General features: G+C 71.3%; 16 protein-coding genes and 1 rRNA gene. 9 read left to right on the top strand and 8 right to left on the bottom strand.

The genetic code is table 11. From position 1 onward, the window contains the following. Window positions 1-88: ribosomal RNA gene (gene rrf / locus ACF1A5_RS20615) — 5S ribosomal RNA — on the top strand; the annotation flags it as partial. Window positions 89-158: 70 nt separating this feature from the next. After that, complete coding sequence (locus tag ACF1A5_RS20610) at window positions 159-725, top strand: GNAT family N-acetyltransferase (protein WP_392194295.1); 567 nt, start codon at window positions 159-161, stop codon at window positions 723-725. 43 nt (window positions 726-768) lie between these two features. Here the strand turns inward: ACF1A5_RS20610 and ACF1A5_RS20605 are convergent, their stop codons facing one another. The 7 genes from ACF1A5_RS20605 to ACF1A5_RS20575 all read right to left on the bottom strand — a co-directional run bounded on the left by ACF1A5_RS20605 (window position 769) and on the right by ACF1A5_RS20575 (window position 9,085). Beyond that, window positions 769-2,376 (bottom strand): type VI secretion protein, encoded by a 1,608-nt coding sequence (locus ACF1A5_RS20605; RefSeq protein WP_392194294.1) that lies wholly within the window; start codon window positions 2,374-2,376, stop codon window positions 769-771. A 10-nt stretch (window positions 2,377-2,386) separates the two neighbouring features. Further along, window positions 2,387-3,811, bottom strand: coding sequence for an ATP-binding protein (locus tag ACF1A5_RS20600; protein ID WP_392194293.1), 1,425 nt, complete (start codon window positions 3,809-3,811; stop codon window positions 2,387-2,389). 14 nt (window positions 3,812-3,825) lie between these two features. Then, entirely contained in the window at window positions 3,826-5,385 is a 1,560-nt protein-coding gene (locus ACF1A5_RS20595) for an SCO6880 family protein (RefSeq protein WP_392194292.1), read from the bottom strand. After that, window positions 5,382-6,725, bottom strand: coding sequence for a hypothetical protein (locus tag ACF1A5_RS20590; protein ID WP_392194291.1), 1,344 nt, complete (start codon window positions 6,723-6,725; stop codon window positions 5,382-5,384). The genes ACF1A5_RS20595 and ACF1A5_RS20590 overlap by 4 nt, the downstream gene beginning before the upstream one ends. Next, on the bottom strand, window positions 6,715-7,566 hold the full coding sequence (locus tag ACF1A5_RS20585; protein ID WP_392194290.1) for a hypothetical protein: 852 nt from the start codon (window positions 7,564-7,566) through the stop codon (window positions 6,715-6,717). Before ACF1A5_RS20585 ends, ACF1A5_RS20590 begins: the two co-directional genes overlap by 11 nt. Before the next feature lie 227 nt (window positions 7,567-7,793). Then, entirely contained in the window at window positions 7,794-8,102 is a 309-nt protein-coding gene (locus tag ACF1A5_RS20580) for a hypothetical protein (protein ID WP_014673544.1), read from the bottom strand. A 380-nt stretch (window positions 8,103-8,482) separates the two neighbouring features. Continuing rightward, complete coding sequence (locus ACF1A5_RS20575; RefSeq protein ID WP_392194289.1) at window positions 8,483-9,085, bottom strand: TetR/AcrR family transcriptional regulator; 603 nt, start codon at window positions 9,083-9,085, stop codon at window positions 8,483-8,485. Between the two features lie 89 nt (window positions 9,086-9,174). On the opposite strand from ACF1A5_RS20575, the gene ACF1A5_RS20570 reads away from it, so the two are divergent. From ACF1A5_RS20570 to ACF1A5_RS20555, 4 genes are all read left to right on the top strand, one after another. Next, window positions 9,175-10,113, top strand: coding sequence for an oxidoreductase (locus tag ACF1A5_RS20570; RefSeq protein ID WP_392194288.1), 939 nt, complete (start codon window positions 9,175-9,177; stop codon window positions 10,111-10,113). A 312-nt stretch (window positions 10,114-10,425) separates the two neighbouring features. Further along, the gene (locus tag ACF1A5_RS20565; protein WP_392194287.1) at window positions 10,426-11,223 is read left to right on the top strand and encodes a trypsin-like serine peptidase; all 798 of its coding nucleotides are present in this window, start codon (window positions 10,426-10,428) and stop codon (window positions 11,221-11,223) included. 243 nt (window positions 11,224-11,466) lie between these two features. After that, window positions 11,467-12,468 carry an NlpC/P60 family protein gene (locus ACF1A5_RS20560; RefSeq protein ID WP_392194309.1) on the top strand — a complete coding sequence of 334 codons (1,002 nt, stop codon included), beginning with the start codon at window positions 11,467-11,469 and terminating at the stop codon, window positions 12,466-12,468. A 250-nt stretch (window positions 12,469-12,718) separates the two neighbouring features. Beyond that, a complete protein-coding gene (locus ACF1A5_RS20555) occupies window positions 12,719-13,432 on the top strand; it encodes a phosphatase PAP2 family protein (RefSeq protein WP_392194286.1) in 714 nt (237 codons plus the stop codon). A 79-nt stretch (window positions 13,433-13,511) separates the two neighbouring features. Here ACF1A5_RS20555 and ACF1A5_RS20550 read toward each other — a convergent pair whose 3' ends face one another. Beyond that, the gene (locus ACF1A5_RS20550) at window positions 13,512-15,086 is read right to left on the bottom strand and encodes an FAD-binding oxidoreductase (RefSeq protein ID WP_392194285.1); all 1,575 of its coding nucleotides are present in this window, start codon (window positions 15,084-15,086) and stop codon (window positions 13,512-13,514) included. 312 nt (window positions 15,087-15,398) lie between these two features. Between ACF1A5_RS20550 and pstS the strand changes: the two genes are divergently transcribed. From pstS to pstA, 3 genes are all read left to right on the top strand, one after another. Further along, window positions 15,399-16,529, top strand: a complete 1,131-nt coding sequence (gene pstS, locus ACF1A5_RS20545; protein WP_392194284.1) for a phosphate ABC transporter substrate-binding protein PstS — start codon at window positions 15,399-15,401, stop codon at window positions 16,527-16,529. Window positions 16,530-16,641: 112 nt separating this feature from the next. Next, complete coding sequence (gene pstC, locus ACF1A5_RS20540) at window positions 16,642-17,649, top strand: phosphate ABC transporter permease subunit PstC (protein WP_392194283.1); 1,008 nt, start codon at window positions 16,642-16,644, stop codon at window positions 17,647-17,649. Beyond that, on the top strand, window positions 17,646-18,710 hold the full coding sequence (pstA, locus tag ACF1A5_RS20535) for a phosphate ABC transporter permease PstA (RefSeq protein ID WP_392194282.1): 1,065 nt from the start codon (window positions 17,646-17,648) through the stop codon (window positions 18,708-18,710). The genes pstC and pstA overlap by 4 nt, the downstream gene beginning before the upstream one ends. Window positions 18,711-18,734: the final 24 nt, after the last annotated feature.

Raw genomic sequence — 18,734 nt, 5'->3', positions numbered from 1 at the left:
CGGTTACATTCCGAACCCGGAAGCTAAGCCTCACAGCGCCGATGGTACTGCAGGGGGGACCCTGTGGGAGAGTAGGACACCGCCGAACAAATTTTAAGAAAAGGCCCACACCAGAAATGGTGTGGGCCTTTTTCTTTTGCTGCACTACGGTTGCGCCCATGAGCAGCCTCGACAGCGACGACAACTACCTGGTCCGTGCCATACGGGCCGATGAGTGGCCCGCGGTGAAGGCGTTGCGGCTCCTCGCGCTCCAGGACCCGGTGGCGCACCTGGCGTTCCTGCAGACCTATGAGCAGGCCGTTGCCGAGCCGGACTCCTTCTGGCAGGACCGGGCGGTCGGCGCCGCGGAGGGCGCGACCGGTGCCCGACAGTTCGTCGCCGAGGCGCCCGACGGCACATGGGTCGGGACGGTCACCGTCCTGGTGGAGGAGGCCGGCACAACGGACTGGGCCGGCTTCCCGGTCGAGCGGCGACAGGGCCATGTCGTCGGCGTGTTCGTGCAGCCGGAACACCGGGGGTGCGGCCTGACCGAGGTGCTGTTCGTGGAGGCCCTGGAGTGGGCCTGGGGGATCGGGGTGGAGCGCGTCCGGCTGATCGTGCACGAGGACAACGGGCGGGCGCAGCGCTTCTACCGCAGGGTGGGCTTCCTGCCGAGCGGTGTGACCGTGCCGCTGGCTGGTGGCTCGGCGGAGTCGGAGCTGGAGTACGTGCTCGAGCGTCCCTGAGCTGTGTCCCGAAGCTCTCCGCCGTGGTGGCGGGTCACCCGGTTCAAACGGGAAGTTCGTCGTGCGGCCAGCGGCTGCGGGCCTGTTCGCGGGAGCGGAGCAGAGCCAGAGTCGGCAGGCCCCGGTCCGCTCCCGAGGCCAGCAGCTCGGGCAGCCGGGGGAGGGGAGCCACGGCCGCCACGTCGTCCAGGACCAGGGTGAGTGGTGGGTCGAGCCGACCGGAGGATGACCGTTCGGCCATGCGCCGGCCGCGCTCGACCACGCTTGAGGCGAGTGCCGTCAGGAAGGGCATCGCACCCGGGTGGGTCCGGGGATCCTCGAGGGATTCCCCCACCGCATAAAGCGTGCCCCCTTCGCTCACGAAGGAATCCAAGGCGAGCGCATCAGTTCGGTTTGGAGTGCAGGCTTCCCGGATGTTGACCGTGAGGAGCGCGGACAGCGCACGACTCGTCAACTCCTGGGCGATGTCGCGGCGCTGGGGGTGCGAGGTGAGCGCGGACTCGAGCTCGCCCGCCGACCCGGGCGCCGCCTTGGGATTCGTACGGAGGGCGCGGACCGCTTCCTGCACCTGGGTGCCCTGGGACCAGCGGTGGACGTGGCGGACGGTGCGGCCGTCGACCGCGGCGGCGTGCAGATAGCTGCGCAGCAGGAGTTCCGCCGTGTCCGCCAGGATCTGGTCGATCTTGGCGGTGGGACGGACCGGCGCCAGGAGGGCGGCGGCCCGGGCGGCCGCCGTCGTCTGGTCCTCGCATCCCGAGGTGGGGGACCAGTGCAGACGGGCCGGGGTGTCGCAGAGATGGGCGGGGTCGTAGAGGAGGACCGGGCCCAGTTTCGCGCGGGAGTCCTTGGTGTCCTGCCACAGGGCGGGGTTCGAGGTGACCACCAGAGCGGGGCCCTCGGCGTCGCGGATCGCCTGGGCCGCCGCGGCCTGACGGCTCTCTCTCGGGGCCACGACGATGCGCTCCCGGCCGCCCACCCGTTCTGCGGCGACCGGGGCGGCGGAGGGCTCGGGACCCGGTGCCGGCGCCGGGGCGGGCGCGGGGTCCAGGGCCGGTGCCGTCACCTGTGCCGCCTGTGCGGGCTGCGGCACGTCCGGGAGCCGCTGGGCCTTGCCCTCGGTCTCCGGCTGGGGGAGCGGCTGGTGGGGCTGGAGGGACGGTTGGCCGGGCGCTGAGGTCGTTCTCTGGATCGGGACCTCGTGGTGGGCCGGAGCCGGACCCGAGACGGTCTCCGCGGGCGCCGGCTGGTGCCGTGCCGCAGCCCGGTCCGCGCGTCTGCGCCACCGGCCCGCTCTCCACCGGGCCACCGTGCCCATCACGAACACGGTCAGCACCAGCAGCACCATCAACTGGCCGATGAACAGCCCCCAGAACAGGCCGTACCCTGACAGCCCGCCGGGCGGGGAGTCCGGCCAGGCCCCGGGCATGTCGTGCGGCGCGCCGATGAGGTGGCGCATGGCCAGGGGTGTACGGGCGAAGGTGACGCCGGCCGGCCAGGCGCCCCGAGCGAACAGGCCCGCGAGGCCGGTGGCCGTCCACACCAGCACGGTCATGCCGAGGAGGAAGGCGAGGAGGCCGAGCAGCAGTCCGTCGGGGATGCCTCCCTGGCCGCCTGGGCGGCCCTGTCCCCGCTCGCGGTCGTCCGGTCGCACGCGCCTCCTCCTAGGCGACCGTCGACTCGGAGGAGCCGTCCAGGTCGGTGATGTGCTGTTCCATGAAGGCGGCCGCCCGTTCCTCCGCCTCCCGTTCGGCGGCGCGCAGGGCGTCGTCGTCGGCCAGGTCGCTGGACGACTCGGTCATGGCGCGGTCGGTGAAGACCAGCGGGCGTTCGGTCTCGGTGACCAGGTGTTTGACCACCTGGACGTTGCCGTTGACGTCCCACACCGCGATGCCGGGGGTCAGGGTGGGGATGATCTCCACCGCCCAGCGGGGCAGGCCGAGGACCCGTCCGGTCGCTCTGGCCTCGTCGGCCTTCTGGGCGTAGATCGTCCGGGTCGAGGCCATCTTGAGGATCGCGGCCGCCTCCTTGGCCGCCGCCCCGTCCACCACGTCGGACAGGTGGTGGACGACCGCGACGAAGGACAGGCCGAGCCGACGGCCGAACTTCAGCAGCCGCTGGAACAGCTGGGCCACGAAGGGGCTGTTGATGATGTGCCAGGCCTCCTCGACCAGGAAGATGCGCTTCTTCCGGTCGGGGCGGATCCAGGTGTGCTCCAGCCACACGCCGACGATCGCCATCAGGATCGGCATGGCGATGGAGTTGCGGTCGATGTGGGAGAGGTCGAAGACGATCAGTGGGGCGTCCAGGTCGATGCCGACCGTCGTGGGACCGTCGAACATGCCCCGGAGGTCACCGTCGACCAGCCGGTCCAGGACGAGCGCCACGTCCAGACCCCAGGCCCGTACGTCGTCTATGGCGACGTTCATCGCCTCCGCCGACTCCGGTTCGGGGTGGCGCAGCCGCTCGACGATGTCGGTGAGCACCGGCTGGCGTTCGACGATCGTCTCGTTGACGTAGGCGTGCGCGACCTTGAGCGCGAAGCCGGAGCGCTCGTCGAGGCCGTGGCCCATCGCCACCTCGATGATGGTCCGCAGCAGGGCGAGCTGCCCGGTGGTGGTGATCGACGGGTCCAGCGGGTTGAGCCGGATGCCGTGGTTCAGGGCGGCCGTCGGGTCCAGCCGGATCGGCGTTATCCCCAGCTCCTCGGCGATGAGGTTCCACTCGCCGACTCCGTCCTCGCCCTGGGCGTCGAGGACGACGACCTGGCGGTCGCGGAAGCGCAACTGGCGCAGCACGTACGTCTTCTCCAGCGCCGACTTTCCGTTGCCGGACTCGCCGAGGACGAGCCAGTGCGGTGCGGGGAGCTGCTGGCCGTAGAGCTGGAAGGGGTCGTAGATGTATCCCTTTCCGGAGTAGACCTCACGGCCGATGATGACGCCGGAGTCGCCGAGGCCGGGCGCGGCGGTCGGCAGGTAGACCGCCTGGGCCTGTCCCGTCGACGTGCGCACCGGCAGCCGGGTCGTCTCGACCTTCCCGAACAGGAAGGACGTGAAGGCGTCCGTGAGGGCGGTCAGCGGGTCCCGCATCAGAGCATCAGCCCCTACCGTCGGATTCCGGTGGCGAACGGAAGCGTGTTCACGAAGGCGCGGTGGTGCTCGCGGTCGCACCACTCCAGCTTCAGGTACGACTTTCCGGCCGAGGCCCGGATGGTCCGCTTGTCGCGGGCGAGGGACTCGGGGGAGCGCGCGGAGACGGTGATGTAGCCGACGAGGTTGACGCCGGCCGCGCCGCTGGCGAGGTCGTCGCCGCGCTGGTCGAGGCGCTGGTGGGCGGCCACGTCGCGCGGGTCCACGGTGCGGTTCATCTTGGCGGCGCGGCTGGCGTCGGCGACGTCGTTGGTCTTCTCCGTCAGCATCCGTTCGATGGCGACCTCGGTGGGTTCGAGGTCCATCGTCACGGCGACGGTGCGGATGACGTCCGGGGTGTGGACGAGCAGCGGGGCGAGGAAGTTGACGCCCACCGGGGTCAGCGGCCACTCCTTGATCCAGGCGGTGGCGTGGCACCAGGGCTCGCGGGTGGACGACTCGCGGGTCTTGGCCTGGAGGTAGGTCGGTTCCATGGCGTCCAGTTCGGCCGGCCAGGCGTTGCGCTGGGTCATCGCCTGGATGTGGTCGATCGGGTGGTCCGGGTCGTACATGGAGTGGATCAGCGAGGCCAGCCGCCCCTGACCGAGCGGCTGCCGTACGCGGATGTCGGCCTCCTGGAGCCGGGAGCAGATGTCGGTGAGCTCGCGGGCCATGACGACCGCGAGGCCGGCGTCCCGGTCGAGTTTGCGGCCGCCCTGGGGCCGGACGGCGCGGGCCATGGCCTGGGCCTCGGCGGCGAGGTCGCGCGTGTAGTGCATGCAGGCGACGAGATAGGCGCGGTGCTGCTCGCTGCTGGTGGACACCATCGACTGCAACTGGTCGTAGGAGCGCGCGAGCCAGCGCGGTGCCCGCTCGTCGCCGCGGACCGCGACGTCCTTGGCGTGGGCGTCGGGGTCGGCGGGCAGGGTGCGGGCGAGCATCTGCAGGCGGGTGACGAAGCCGTCGCCGTTGGCCACGTGCTTGAGCAGGGTGCCGAAGCGGTCGACGAGGGCCTCCTGGTCCTCGGAGTCACGCAGGCCGACGCCGGGTCCCTCGATCTCGATGCAGGCCGTGACCGTCTTGCGGTCGGCGTGCAGCAGGACGGCGATCTCGTCGGGGCCGAAGGGGGCGGCGAGCCAGCTGATGCGTCCGATGCCGGGCGGCGGGCCGATCTCGATCTCCCGCCCCTCCAGGCGCGTGCCGGCCTCGACGGCGCCGGAGCGGTAGGCGGCGCCCCGCTTGACCGTGCGCTTGTAGGTGCGGTTGATCTCGAACCACTTGTAGAACGTGCGGTGCCGGTAGGGCACGTAGACCGCGGCCAGTGCGAGCAGCGGGAAGCCGGTCAGCAGCACGATGCGCGCGGACAGCACGGGGACGAGGAGTCCGCACATCATGCCGAGGAACGCACCGGCGATGATCAGGGCGATCTCGCCCGACTCGCGGTTGCGGCCGACGATGGCGTTCGGCCGGGCGCGGCCGATGAGATATGTACGGCGGGGCGTGACCGTATGGGACACGTGGGACTCGGCCGTCAACGCCCTTCACCTCCCGGGCTCTTGCTGGTGCTGTTGCGGGTGCTGCTGGCGTGCGGGGTGTTCACCCGGCTGGGGGCACGGGGAGCGGGTGCGGCGGAGGGGACGGATCCGCCGCCACCGTCGGGGACGCGCGAGCTGTGCGCGGCGACGCCGCCGGAGGCGGGGTTGGCCTGGCGGGGGGTGGACGACTGGCCGCCGCCCGCACCGCCGTTGCTGTCGGCCCGGGTGCTGTGGGTCTTGATGCCCTGGGCGACCAGGCTGGCGGGGGAGCTGATGACCGCGGCGGCCTTGCCCTCGGCGCCCTGCATGATGCGGTTGTTGCGGCCGGCCGCGATCTCGTCGCCGAAGCCGGGGACGAAGCGGTAGATCATCGCGCTGGCGAAGATGGCGAGCAGGATGATGGCGAGGCCGGAGACGACCGCGGAGAAGGCGCCGGGGCCGTCGTCACCCGAGGACAGGGCGCCGGCCAGGCCCAGGACGATCACGATGACCGGCTTCACCAGGATGACGGCGATCATGATGCCGGCCCAGCGCCGGACGTGGCCCCAGAGGTTCTTGTCGACCAGGCCGGAGTAGACGACGGTGCCGAGGAGGGCGCCCACGTAGAGCAGGGCGGCGCGCAGGACGAGCTCCAGCCAGAGGACGCCGGCGGCGAGGATGGAGACGAGGGAGACGACGATCAGCATGATCGGGCCGCCGCCGATGCTGTCGCCCTTGTCGAGAGCGGCGGAGAAGGTGCCGAAGAAGGTGTCGGCCTGGTCGCCTGTGGCCCTGGCGAGGACGTCCGAGACGCCGTCGGCGGCCGAGACGACGGTGTAGAGGATCAGCGGGGTGAAGGCGGAGGCGAGCACGGTCAGCCAGAGGAAGCCGACGGCCTCGGAGATCGCGGTGGACAGGGGGACTCCGCGGACGGCCCGCTTGGCCACGGCCAGCAGCCACAGAAGGAGGGTCAGGATCGTCGACGCGGCGAACACCACGGCGTACTGCTGAAGGAACTTGGGGTTGGTGAAGTCGACGTTCGCGGTCTCCTTCACGGCCTTGCTGAGCTTGCCGATGGTCCAGGAGGCGGCGTCGGCACAGCCCTTGGCGAGGGAGGAGAGGGGGTCGAGGGCGGAGGTGGGGGCGGAGGGGTCGGTGGTCAGGCCCTTGGAGCCCGACCCGCTGCCCTTCTCGCAGTAGTCCTTGGCGGGTCCGCGGATCAGGCCGCAGGGGTCCTTGCCCCCCGTGGGAGAGGGGGTCGGGCTGGGCGCGGCGAAGGCCTGGGTGGCCAGGACGACCGCGTTGGCCTGGACGGCGGCCAGGGCGGCCGTGACGTTGAGGAAGCGGTGGTTAGCGCGCATACGTGAACCCTCCGTACTCCTCGACGGCCTTCGTCATGTCGTCGGCGGTGGAGGCCTTTTGGTCGCGGCCGACCGGAACGGGGCCGTCCTTCTGCTGGAAGTCGGTGATCTTCCAGTCGTTGCCGACCCACGTCAGCTGGTAGGTGGTGGTGTACCAGCTTTCCGACACGGGGTTGGTCGACGCTTCTCCGGAGAGACCGAAGAGCGACGTGTACCAGACCTCGACGCTCGCGGTGTTCCCGCTCAGTGAGGTGATCTTGGTCCCGACCGGGATGATCCGGGAGACGAACGTCTGGCCGGACGGCGCGGTGCCGTGCTTGTCCAGGCCGATGTTGCTGAGGAACTTCTCGTTCGAGTACGCGTTGTCCAACTCGCTGCGGCGGCGGGCCGCGACGCCGGGGGCGTACACCGTGTCGACGATCGCGTGCCGTTGGTCTGTGCTGAACATCTCGGCGGATCCCAGCGCCACCGAGTAGTTCGCCGCCGCGCTCTGGGCTCCCTGCGCGTCGTGCGCGTAACCGGTCGGGACCCCGCCCGTCTTGGTCCGCACCGGGCGCTCCCCCGAAGCCGCCGTCGGGGACGTTCTCGGTTGGTCGCGGGTGGCGTCCTGGGAGGCGGAACCGTCGCCTCCACGGTTCGCGAAGGCGATCGCGGCGATGAGGAGCACGACCACGCCGACCACCGTGACCAGGCTGCGCGAGGACGAGCGGCCCCCGCGCCGAGCGCCTCCGTACGGGTCGCCGGCCCGTTCGGGGAGCCGTGTGCGGGTCTGCCCGCTGCCTCCGTACCCGTCGTCGGTGCGCGCGGAATCGCCGAATCCGTGCTCGTCTCCGAGACTCATGCCCCGTACGCCCCCTCGACCTCGTACCGGAACGCGTGGAAGTACGACGGTAGCCGTGCTGGTTCCCGCGCGGGCGCGGTGTAATGACTCGACATCAGGGAAACGCAACCTCGGCCGGTGGGCACGGTGGGTGGGTGGGGGCGGCGGGGGCACCGGGCGCGCCCGGGGGCACCGGCCGACGACGCCGGTGGGGTGGCATGCGCACGCGCGCGCGGGTCATGCGCCGGTTACACGGCCATGCCGTACACGATGGTGAAGAGCGTGCCGAGCGAGCCGATGATGAACACCCCTGTCAGCCCCGCGATGATGAGGCCCTTGCCCTGTTCGGCACTGAACGTGTCGCGCAGGGCCGTGGCGCCGATGCGCTGCTTGGCGGCGCCCCAGACGGCGATGCCGAGGCAGAGCAGGATGGCCACCGCCATCACCACCTCGATCATCACCTTCGCCTCGTTGCCCAGGCTGCCGAAGGGCCCCCAGTCCGGAGCGATCCCGCCGATGATGGTGTTGATGTCTCCCTTGTCGGCCGCAAAGAGCATGTAAGTCACCGCCCCTGTTGGGTAGTTCCGCGTCCCCCTGCGGGCGTGCAGAGGTCAGGCCTCATTCTCGCCGACAATCACGCCCAGGCATGTCGACTTGGCGTCATTGGTTGGCGGGTTTCGTACGAATACCTTGCCACCGCCGCGTGCCGAGCGGCCGGACGGAGGTGGGGAGGTGAACGAACGCGAGTGTGGTCACTCTGTGTATCACGGCAGGTCACGCCGGGCAATGAAGGAGAACCGAAACCTGTCGTGTGGTTGAGTCGTTGACCCTTCTCCGGCTGGGCGCGGTTTCTGACGGCCGGTCGAGTGAGGGGTCGACCCGATGTTCTCACGCTTCGGAGTCAGGGGTGCGGCCCGGCCGGACGGCTGAGGAGGCGTCAGCGGGGCCGGAGGCCGTGCAGCAGGAGGTGGACGTGCTCGTCGAGGCCGGCGAGGGCCTCGTCGGGCGGCAGGCTCCCGTTGGCGACGAAGGCGGCGAGGCCGTGGATGCCGGCGGCCGCGGCGAGGGTGATGCGCTCGGGATCGCCCGCCACGATCTCGCCCCGCCGCTGGGCGTCCGCGATGAGCCGGGTGAAGGACCCCACGGACCGGTCGACGGCGGCGGCGAGCTGCTCGGAGACCTCGGGGTCGTGCTTGCGGGCGAACATCAGCTCCAGCAGTGCCGCGTTGTCGACGGCGAACCCGAGGTAGGCGCGCGCCAGCGCGGCGAGTCGCCGCTCCAGTGGCCGCGCGGGCTCGTCGGCGCTCTCCAGGGTCTGCGCCAGCCGTTCGAAACCGGTCAGCGCCAGGGCGTCGAGGAGGGCCTGCTTGTCCTTGAAGTGCCGACCCGGGGCGGCGTGGCTGACGCCGGTGTCTCGGGCCAGTTCGCGCAGGGAGAGGGCGGCGGCTCCCCGGTCACGCAGCGTGCGCTCGGCGCCCGTCAGCAGGGCGGCACGCAGGTCTCCGTGGTGGTAGGGGCGCTGGGATGGCATGGGTGTCATGGTAACCCGATGTAGTCGATGCCAGCATAGTTGTTGCCGTCATCATTGTTGTCATTGACAGCATTGTTGGCGTCGCCTACATTGCGGGTATGGCTGACACCACCTCCGCCGCGGGCGGCGCGCGCAGTCCGCGCAAGCACGACTGGAACACGACCGACCTTCCCGGCCTCTCCGGCCGTACCGCCGTGGTCACCGGCGCCAACAGCGGCATCGGCTTCGCGGCCGCCGACGCGCTGGCGCGGGCGGGCGCACACGTGGTCCTCGCCGTACGGGACCCGGAGCGGGGCCGGGCGGCCGCGAGCCGGATGCCCGGCAGCACCGAGGTCCGGCGCCTGGACCTGGCCGACCTGGCCTCCGTGCGGGACTTCGCCGCCTCCTGGACGGCCCCGCTGGACCTGCTGATCAACAACGCCGGCGTCATGATGCTCCCCAAGCAGCGGACGAAGGACGGCTTCGAGACGCAGTTCGGCACCAACCACCTGGGCCACTTCGCGCTGACGAACCTGCTTCTGCCCCGCGTCACCGGCCGCGTGGTCACGGTGTCCTCGAGCGCCCACCGCTGGGGCCGGGTCCGGATCGACTTCGACGACCTGAACCAGGACGTCGGCTACACCCCGCAACGCGCCTACGCCCAGTCGAAGCTGGCGAACCTGCTCTTCACCCTGGAGCTCCAGCGCCGGCTGACCGAGTCCGGCTCGCCCGTCCGCGCCGTGGCGGCCCACCCCGGCTGGGCGGCCACCAACCTGCAGAGCCACACCGCCAACCCGGTCGTGCGCGCGGTCATGCAGTTCGGCAACCGGTTCCTGGCCCAGGACGACCGGGCGGGCGCCCTGCCGACGCTCTACGCCGCGACCCAGGACCTGCCCGGGGCGAGCTATGTGGGCCCCAGCGGCCCGGCGGAGATGCGGGGCGCCCCCACGCTGGTGGGCCGCACGCCCGCCGCGAGCGACCCCGACACGGCCCGCCGGCTGTGGACGGTCTCGGAGGAGTTGACGGGGGTGGGCTTCCCCCTGACGGCCGGGGTGTGACGGAGGCGCGGACGGGGAATTCGGGGCTCAGCGGGTCGGTCGGGCCGCGACGGTCGCGGCCACGGCAGGCCCGGCCGTGACGTTTCCGATCGGGCGGCCTCACGCCGGTCGGGCTGGGTCCGGCCAGGGCGGGCTCCGGCGGGCCCGGCTGGTTCGGCCCCGACGAGACGGGCGGTTCCGGCTCGGACGGGGACCGGCGGGCTCGGCTCCGACGGGACCGGTGGGGTCAGGCTGCTGTGATCGGGCGTTCCGGGAAAAATCTCGGTGAAGTCGGGACGGGTTTCTCACCTTCCTGGGACAGAGTGGGGCCTGATGAAGCGCACCTCAGGTACCAAGAGCCCCGCCCATCACGCCCGCTCCCGTACCGGTCCCCGGCAGTACGCGCTGTTCGGCGCCCTGGTGCTGCTGGCCGCCACCTCGGCGTCCGTCGCCGCCGCCGACGACGGGCCCGGCCCGCTCGGGGTGACCGCCGTGGCCGAGACGACCACGCAGAGCGCGCGGGTCGGGGCGCTGTTCGCCGCCGGCAAGGCCGGCGACCTCGCCGGACACCACTACTGCACCGCGTCCGTCGTGCACAGTCCGCACCACAACCTGATCGTCACCGCGGCCCACTGCCTGGGCGGCGACAAGGACCTGGTGTTCGCGCCCGGCTACCGGGACGGTGGGGCGCCCTTCGGGGTCTGGCGGGTCAAGAGGCGCTTCCTGCCCGGCGGGTGGACCAGGGACCAGGACGAGGACAGCGACGTCGCCTTCGCCGTCCTCGGCGAGCAGGGCGGCAGGGGCGTCGAGGACACGGTCGGCGGCAACCGCTTCGTCACCGGCATGGCCACAGGCGCCACCGCGGTGACGCTCACCGGCTACCCCAACTCCCGTGAGACGCCGATCAGCTGCACCAACAAGCCGCGCGCCCACAGCAGCACCCAGCAGCGCATCGACTGCCCCGGGTTCACCGGCGGCACCAGCGGCAGCCCGTGGATCAACGGCGACCGCGAGGTCGTCGGCGTGCTCGGCGGACACGACCACGGCGGGACGACCGCGAACACCTCCTACAGCGTCGCCTTCGGTGCGGAGGCCGCGCACCTCTACGCGGACGCGGCGGGCGACCCGTGACGGGCGGGCGCCGGGGATCGTGACGTTCCCGGTCGGCGCGACCCCGTGGATCCGGCACCTCGGCCCGGCCAGGTTTGGCGTGTAAGCGTCTTGCACCGCACCCGGGTTGCCCGGGGCCGGCCGAAGGGCCGGCTGTGGCGCCGCCACGTGCCGTTTTCTCCGTGTGTGTGATCATCCCCGAAGCACGGGAGCCGCCTCTAGACTGACGTGGGCGGACTCCCGGGCCACGGAGGGCGGTTGACGGTGCGTAGGGCATGGATCGTGACGATCGCCGCCGTCGGCTCCACGTTCGCCTTCGTGACGCTGCTCGTCGTCGGGGTGTACGTCGTCGCCGGGAACATCGTCAACGGCGTGGCCGGCGGCACCGTGGGACTCGCGAAGGGATCCGTGCCCGCCGCCTACCAGCCCCTGGTGCAGAAATGGGGCAACCTCTGCCCTGCCATCAACCCCGCCCTGCTGGCCGCCCAGTTGTACCAGGAGAGCGGGTTCAACCCGAACGCCCGGAGCGCGGCCGCGGCCCAGGGCATAGCGCAGTTCATCCCCGGCACCTGGGCCACCCACGGCATCGACGGCGACGGCGACGGCGAGCGCAACGTGTGGAACCCGGCCGACGCGATCCCGTCGGCCGCCTCCTACGACTGCGAACTCGCCAGGTACGTGCGGACCGTGCCCGGGAACGCGACGCACAACATGCTCGCCGCGTACAACGCGGGTGCGGACGCGGTCATCAGGTACGGGGGAGTGCCGCCGTACTCGGAGACCCAGAACTACGTGAAGACCATCACGACGCTGGAGAAGAGCTTCGCCGCGCCCGTCACCCGGGTGGATCCGTCCGAGCAGGCCGCCGGGGCCATCTCCTACGCGCAGGGCAAGCTCGGCACGCCCTATCTGTGGGGCGGCAACGGCACCGCCGACCAGGGCGGGCGGTTCGACTGCTCGGGGCTGACCAAGGCCGCGTACGAGAATGTGGGGATCACGCTGCCTCGGGTCGCCAACGACCAGTACAACGCCGGGCCGCATCCCGAGCGGGACGAACTGCTCCCCGGCGACCTGGTGTTCTTCTCGGACGACCTGACCAATTCACGGGCCATCCGGCACGTGGGCATCTACGTCGGCGGCGGCTACATGATCGACGCGCCGCGGCCGGGGGCCGTGATCCGGTTCGACCCCATCGACACGCCGGACTACTTCGGGGCCACCCGGGTAACCGAGGATGGCGCGAAAGCGCTCCCCACCAAGGTGTGAAACCGAGCGTGAACCCACCCCCTGAGCTGCGATGACGAGTCTCTCTTCGATAACGTCTGCGTGATCATTCGGTGGAGTGTGGAACGTATCAATCGGGGTCGTGCGTTCCTGTTGACGTAGCCGAGCGGACGTCGTACGGAGCGCGTGTCCCACGCGCGGGCAGCGGAAGCGGATCTACGACCACGGGGGTGGGCAGGAGAGGCGCACACAGGGTGCGCCCGTCAGAACGCGACGAAGGGGCCGCAGCACCATGGCTGGACTCGCCGAATCCGGGTCGAACCCCGACGTCAACCTGCTCTACGACATCAATGGCCTGGCCAAGGACGCACCGCACTGGTTCGACCGGGTCATGGAGTACGTCGGCGAGTTCGGGCTGCTGTTCGCCATGGTGCTGCTGGTGCTGTGGTGCTGGTGGTCCGTGCGCCGCCGGGGCGGCGAGGACGCGGCGACGCAGATCGCCGCACTGGTGTGGGCGCCGCTCGCGGCCGGCCTCGCGGTCCTGGTGAACGTGCCCATCCGGGGCTTCGTGGAGCGCCCCCGGCCCTTCCTCGCCCATCGAGGCCTGGACGTGCTGGTCTCCGGCAAGACCGACTACTCGTTCGTGAGCGACCACGCCACGATCACCATGGCGATGGGCGTCGCGCTGTTCGTGGCCGACCGGCGCTTCGGGCTGGCCGGGATCGGGCTCGCGCTGCTCGAAGGGTTCTGCCGGGTCTACATGGGGGTGCACTACCCGACGGACGTCGTCGGAGGCTTCGCCCTCGGCACGGCGGTCGCGCTGCTGCTGTCGCCGCTCGCCATGGCCCTGCTGACGCCGGTGCTCAAGGCGGTCGAGGGGTCGGCGTGGGGCGGCCGGCTGGTGCGCGCGCGGCGGCGGTCCGACGGCGGCAGGGACCCCTTGGTCCAGGAGACCCGGGCCGACGAGCGCACCGGAGCCACCGGAGAGCGGGACCTGGCCGCCTAGCCTTCACGGCGGCCGCCTCCACGGCGGCCGCTCCCACCGGCGGCCACTTCCACCGAGCCCCCGTACGGGAGCCCGCCCCCTACAGCGCCTGCGGGAACGAGAAGAAGCGTTCCGGGTCGTACTGCCGCTTCACCTTCGTCAGGCGGGCCGCCGCGTCCCCGTAGTACGCCTTGCGCCAGTCGCGGAGCGTGGGGTCGGTGTAGTTCTGATAGGCCGCGCCGGACGCGTACGGCCGCATGGCGTCGTGGGCCGAGGTCAGCCAGGACTGGGCCGGGCCGCCGCTCGTGCCCGCCCGCCAGGAGGCGATGTACTGGGCCAGCATCCGGGAGCGGCGGTGCACGAAGGCCGTCGCCGTGGGGGAGACGCGGTTGACCGCCCCGCCGAGCGCGGTGAGCGCGACGCTGCCCGCCCCGCCCCGCACCGACCGCAGCTGCGCCAGCAGCGTGCCGATGCCGGCCGCCGACAGGGAGCGGTCGAAGAAGTCCGAGCGGGCCGCGTACGTCTCCCGGCCGAGCGCGCCCCGCGGGGAGCGGCCCGGGGTGGAGCCCGGCAGGTGGCACTGGGCCTCCGTCGGGAAGGACGAGCAGCCGGCGTAGGCCTCCATGGCCTCCTCGTACGAGTGACGCCTGAGCGAGACGCGGCTCGCGCGGGCGCCGATCGCGGCGGCCAGCCGGTCCACCGCGTTCTGCAGTTCGCCGTAGGTGCCCAGCGAGAACGCGGCCACGGACACCGTCGGAGTGCCGCCCGGCGTGTTCGCCAGGTGCAGCGAGGACCAGATCTCGTCCGGCTGGCCGGGACCCCATTCCTGCCACGCCCGCACCACCGCGGCCGCCCGTGCCCACGGCCAGGTCAGGTACGCCGACACGGCCTGCGGCGCCGGGTGGGTGCGGAACTCCAGTTCGGTCACCACGCCGAAGTTGCCGTTGCCGGCGCCGCGCAGCGCCCAGAAGAGGTCCTTGTTCTCGGTCGCGCTCGCGGTCAGCTGCCTGCCGTCGGCCGTGACCAGGGTCGCCCGGGTGAGGCTGTCGCAGGTCAGGCCGTAGGCCCGGGACACCACGCCGTGGCCGCCGCCGAGCACGAGGCCCGAGACGCCCACGGTGGGGCAGGAGCCGGCCGGTATGGTCACGCCCTTCGCGGCGAGCGCCCGGTAGACGTCGATCAGCTTGGCGCCGGCGCCGACCACCGCCGAGCCGCCGCTCGCGCGGATCCGGTTCAGCCGGGAGACGTCGAGGATCAGCCGGCCGTCGCCGGACGACCAGCCCGCGTAGGAGTGGCCGCCGTTGCGGATGGACACGGGGACGTGGTGGGCGCGGGCGTACGACAGGGCCGTGCGGATGTCGTCGGCGTGCGCCACGTACGCGACCGCCGCGGGGCGGAGGGTGTCGAAGCGGGTGTTGTAGAGCGAGCGGGCCGTCGTCCAGGAGGCGTCGCCGGGCCGGAGCAGGGTGCCGTCCAGCTCGCGGCCGAGGGCGACCCAGTCGGCGGCCGCGGCCGCGCCGGCCGTCCTCAGCGGTGTGCGCGAGGAGGCGGACCTCCCCGTGATGGTGCTCCGGCCCGTCCCGGCCGGCGCGCCCTGCGCGCCGCCGCTGCACGCGGCCGTGGCGATCGCCGCGGCCGCCGCGGCCCCGCCCCCGATGAACACACGCCGTTCCATGTCCCCGCGCCTCCCCCGGTCGACTTCCGTGGATCGAGACGGAAACGGGTACCCGGGGGTTCCACGGCCGCCGGAGACGGGTGGGAACAGGAGGCGTCGGGACCGGGACGTGCCCTCCCCGTAAGCATTCCGTGACCTCACCGCACCGACGGCAGGGGTTCACCCCGCGTTCACTTCCGGCCATCGGCGGCTTCACCTCTTCTGCCTAATTTCGGCCGTACGCGGTGCTGATGCGCATGTCTGCGCGTCGGCGTCACTCACACTTCGCACGCCGCCGATCAGGACGGCGGCTTCAGGAAGGAAATCCCTCAAGTGATGCTTCAGCGCAAGAACCGGCGGGCCCTCGCTCTCGGCGTCCTCGCCGTCTCCGGCGCCCTGGCCCTCACGGCGTGCGGCTCCGACAACAACAGCGGCGGCGGCAGCGGCAGCAAGTCCTCCGCCGCGGCGGCTCCGGGCAACATCAAGTGCGGCGACGCCCAGGGTCAGCTCCAGGCCTCCGGTTCCTCGGCGCAGAAGAACGCCATCGACGCCTGGAACACGCAGTACGGCCAGGCCTGCAAGGGCGTGCAGCTCAACTACAACCCGACCGGTTCGGGTGCGGGTATCACCGCCTTCCTGCAGGGCCAGACCGCGTTCGCCGGTTCGGACTCCCCGCTGAAGCCGGAGGAGATCGCCCAGTCGAAGAAGGTGTGCTCCGGCGGCCAGGCCATCGACCTGCCCATGGTCGGCGGCCCGATCGCGATCGGCTTCAACGTGCCGGGCGTGGACAGCCTGGTCCTGGACCCGTCCACCCTCGCCAAGATCTTCAACGGCAAGATCACCAACTGGAACGACGCGGCGATCAAGAAGCTGAACCCGAGCGCCAAGCTTCCCAACCTGAAGATCCAGGCGTTCCACCGCTCGGACGAGTCCGGCACCACGGACAACTTCACCAAGTACCTGATCGCCACCGCCAAGAGCGACTGGCCGTACTCGGGCGGCAAGGCCTGGCAGGCCAAGGGCGGCCAGTCCGCGCAGGGCTCCTCCGGCCTGGCGCAGCAGGTGAAGCAGACCGCGGGCGCGATCTCCTACTTCGAGCTCTCCTACGCCGCCGACGGCGTCAAGACCGTCGACCTGAAGACCGGCGCCGCCACCCCGGCCAAGGCCACCGTGGAGAACGCCACCAAGGCGATCGCCTCCGCCCAGGTCACCGGCACCGGCAAGGACCTCGCCCTGAAGCTCAACTACGAGCCCAAGGAGGACGGCGCCTACCCGCTGACCCTGGTCACCTACGAGATCGCCTGCGACAAGGGCAACAAGGCCGCGACCCTGCCGGCCGTCAAGTCCTTCCTCGCCTACACCGCGTCCGAGGACGGCCAGAAGATGCTGACCGACGCCTCCTACGCCCCGATCCCCGCCGAGATCATCTCCAAGGTCCGCACCACCATCGAGGGCCTGAGCTGATCCAGGAGTGCGGCCCGGTCCCCCGACCCTGAGTCGGGGCCGGGCCGCACCGTCCGGTGCACCGCCGCCAGGAGCCGAACGCCGAGAACGGCTCCGCAGACCGGAGAACCCGATGGACATATCCACACAGCAAACCGACGCAGCTCCCCCGACGCCCCGGCCGACCCCGGGCGCCCAGAAGCGCGCCGCCCGCGGCGCCACCCGACCCGGCGACCGGATCTTCCTCGGTCTCTCCCGCGGCTCGGGCATTCTGCTGCTGGTGATCATGGCCGCGATCGCGGTCTTCCTCACCTACCGTGCCTCCCTCGCCATCAGCAAGGACCACGGGAACTTCCTCACCACCTTCGAGTGGAACACCAACGTGCTGCCGCCCGAGTTCGGCATCGCGGTGCTCGCCTTCGGCACGGTCGTCTCCTCGATCGTCGCCATGGCCATCGCGGTCCCGATCGCCGTCGGTATCGCGCTCTTCCTCACGCACTACGCCCCGCGCCGGCTCAGCGGTCCGATCGCCTACGTGATCGACCTGCTGGCCGCCGTGCCGTCCATCGTCTACGGCCTGTGGGGCGCCCTCGTGCTGGTGCCGCACCTGAGCGGCCTGTACACCTGGCTCGACGACTACTTCGGCTGGACCGGCGTCCTGTCCTGGCAGGGCGGTGCCGCCCGCTCGCTGCTCACCGTCGGCATCCTGCTGGCGATCATGATCCTGCCGATCATCACCAACGTGAGCCGTGAGGTCTTCCGCCAGGTCCCGCGGATGCACGAGGAGGCCGCCCTGGCTCTCGGCGCCACGCGCTGGGAGGTCATCCGCATGTCGGTGCTGCCCTTCGGCCGCTCCGGCGTGATCTCCGCCTCGATGCTCGGCCTCGGCCGCGCCCTCGGCGAGACGATGGCCGTCGCGACCGTCCTCTCCCCGACCTTCGACATCAAGGCCAGCCTGCTCGACCCGGGCGGCGGCACGTTCGCCCAGAACATCGCGAGCAAGTTCAACGAGGCCACCGAGTTCGGCCAGGACGCGCTGATCGCCTCCGGCCTCGTCCTGTTCGTCATCACCCTGCTCGTCAACGGCGCGGCCCGCATGATCATCAACCGCCGCAAGGAGTACTCGGGGGCCAACGCATGACCACGCCAGCCGTCACCGACAAGCGCACCGGTTCCCTGCGCGGCGCGAGCCTGCCCAAGTGGTTCCCGGTGGCCGTCCTCGCGGGCTCCGTCGCCGTCGCCGTGGGCATCGGCCTGGGCACCGGCCTGCGGAGCAAGGCGCAGTGGGGCCTGATCGCGGCCGTGCTCGCGGTCCTCGCCACCTACGTCGTCGCGGCCCGCGTCGAGGGCCGCAGGCAGGCCCGGGACCGCATCGCGACCAGCCTCGTCTGGGGCTGCTTCCTCGTCGCCGTCGTCCCGCTGGCCTCCCTGGTCTGGGAGACCGCCAAGCGCGGCGTGAAGGTCCTCGACGGGTACTTCCTGAGCCACTCGATGGCCGGCGTCGCCGACACCCAGCCGGGCGGCGGCATCTACCACGCCCTGCTCGGCACCCTGGAGCAGGTCGCCCTGGCCACCCTGATCGCCGTGCCGATCGGTGTCCTCACCGCGATCTACCTGGTCGAGTACGGCCGCGGCAGGCTCGCGCGGGCCATCACCTTCTTCGTCGACGTCATGACCGGCATCCCGTCGATCGTCGCCGGCCTGTTCGTCCTCAGCTTCTGGATCCTGATCCTCAAGATGGGCTACTCCGGCTTCGCCGGTTCACTCGCCCTGTCGATCCTGATGATGCCCGTGGTGGTCCGCTCCACCGAGGAGATGCTCAAGCTCGTACCGAACGAGCTGCGCGAGGCCTCCCTCGCGCTGGGCGTCCCCAAGTGGCGCACCATCTTCAAGGTGGTGCTGCCGACCTCCATCGGCGGCATCGTCACGGGCGTGATGCTCGCGATCGCGCGCATCACCGGTGAGACCGCACCCGTTCTGCTGCTGGTCTGGGGAACGCAGTTCATCAACACCAACCCCTTCAAGGACCCGCAGGCCTCGCTGCCGCTGTACATCTACCAGCAGTACGCGAACAGCTCGGGATCCGGCGCGGCCTACGACCGTGCCTGGGCCGCGGCCCTCACCCTCATCGCCTTCGTGATGATCCTCAACCTGGTGGCCCGCGGCATCGCCCGCTGGAAGGCCCCGAAGACCGGTCGCTGACGCGGCCACTCAGCGACCGACGAC

It is taken from the genome of Streptomyces sp. NPDC014864 (assembly GCF_043081525.1).
Lineage (GTDB): Bacteria > Actinomycetota > Actinomycetes > Streptomycetales > Streptomycetaceae > Streptomyces.
Note: the sequence above shows the minus strand (reverse complement) of the source record. Positions and strands in the feature narration are given on the sequence as shown.

What these genes read in the sequence shown, in the direction of transcription:
- ACF1A5_RS20610 (WP_392194295.1), top strand. Translation starts at nt 159, where the DNA reads ATGAGCAGCCTCGACAGCGACGACAACTACCTGGTCCGTGCCATACGG.
- ACF1A5_RS20600 (WP_392194293.1), bottom strand. Translation starts at nt 3,811, where the DNA reads ATGCGGGACCCGCTGACCGCCCTCACGGACGCCTTCACGTCCTTCCTG.
- ACF1A5_RS20590 (WP_392194291.1), bottom strand. Translation starts at nt 6,725, where the DNA reads ATGCGCGCTAACCACCGCTTCCTCAACGTCACGGCCGCCCTGGCCGCC.
- ACF1A5_RS20585 (WP_392194290.1), bottom strand. Translation starts at nt 7,566, where the DNA reads ATGAGTCTCGGAGACGAGCACGGATTCGGCGATTCCGCGCGCACCGAC.
- ACF1A5_RS20580 (WP_014673544.1), bottom strand. Translation starts at nt 8,102, where the DNA reads ATGCTCTTTGCGGCCGACAAGGGAGACATCAACACCATCATCGGCGGG.
- ACF1A5_RS20575 (WP_392194289.1), bottom strand. Translation starts at nt 9,085, where the DNA reads ATGACACCCATGCCATCCCAGCGCCCCTACCACCACGGAGACCTGCGT.
- ACF1A5_RS20570 (WP_392194288.1), top strand. Translation starts at nt 9,175, where the DNA reads ATGGCTGACACCACCTCCGCCGCGGGCGGCGCGCGCAGTCCGCGCAAG.
- ACF1A5_RS20565 (WP_392194287.1), top strand. Translation starts at nt 10,426, where the DNA reads ATGAAGCGCACCTCAGGTACCAAGAGCCCCGCCCATCACGCCCGCTCC.
- ACF1A5_RS20555 (WP_392194286.1), top strand. Translation starts at nt 12,719, where the DNA reads ATGGCTGGACTCGCCGAATCCGGGTCGAACCCCGACGTCAACCTGCTC.
- ACF1A5_RS20550 (WP_392194285.1), bottom strand. Translation starts at nt 15,086, where the DNA reads ATGGAACGGCGTGTGTTCATCGGGGGCGGGGCCGCGGCGGCCGCGGCG.
- pstC (WP_392194283.1), top strand. Translation starts at nt 16,642, where the DNA reads ATGGACATATCCACACAGCAAACCGACGCAGCTCCCCCGACGCCCCGG.
- pstA (WP_392194282.1), top strand. Translation starts at nt 17,646, where the DNA reads ATGACCACGCCAGCCGTCACCGACAAGCGCACCGGTTCCCTGCGCGGC.